The sequence below is a fragment of the Neisseria basseii genome, assembly GCF_962707005.1.
In the GTDB taxonomy this organism is placed as follows: domain Bacteria; phylum Pseudomonadota; class Gammaproteobacteria; order Burkholderiales; family Neisseriaceae; genus Neisseria; species Neisseria bergeri.
Window position 1 is genome coordinate 1 of record NZ_CAUIXH010000058.1, and the last position, 581, is coordinate 581.

Consider the following 581-nt stretch of genomic DNA (forward strand, 5'->3'; position numbering starts at 1 on the left):
CCGACAACCGCCTGAAAACCTACAACGGCACGACCTATTACTACGACGGCTTCGGCAACCTGATCCACCGCGAGCTGGCCGACGGCGAAGTGCAGAACTACTTCTACGATCTGCATGACCAACTGGTTAAAGCCGAAATCTTCAAAAAAGACGGCAGCAAAGAAACTTGGGCCTACACCTACGATGCCTTGGGCAGGAGGATAGGCAAAGGCCGTCTGAAAAACGAAGAAGTTTCAGACGGCCTCGAAGAGGAAACCGGGTTTGTTTGGGACGGCAGCCACCTCTTACAGGAAGTCCACCCGGACGGCAGGTATACCTATCTCTACACCGACCCGGATTCCTACGAACCGCTGGCACAGGTCCGCAATTGGACAACCGAAGACGGCGAAAGCAGACAACAAATCCACTACTTCCACTGCGACCAAATCGGCATCCCGAGAGAGATGACCGATAAGGACGGCAATCTGGTTTGGTTCGGCGATTATTACGGTTGGGGCAAACTGAAGAGCGAAACGAACGTAACGGGAACGACGCACCAACCCTTCCGCCTGCAAAACCAGTATTGCGACCGTGAGACGGGG

Annotated in this window: 1 protein-coding gene; it reads left to right on the top strand. The window is 54.4% G+C overall.

The annotated features are described in order from the left end of the window. Nucleotides 1-581, top strand: a 581-nt coding sequence (locus Q9I99_RS11285) for an RHS domain-containing protein (protein WP_304666240.1), incomplete at both ends; no start/stop codon positions are given.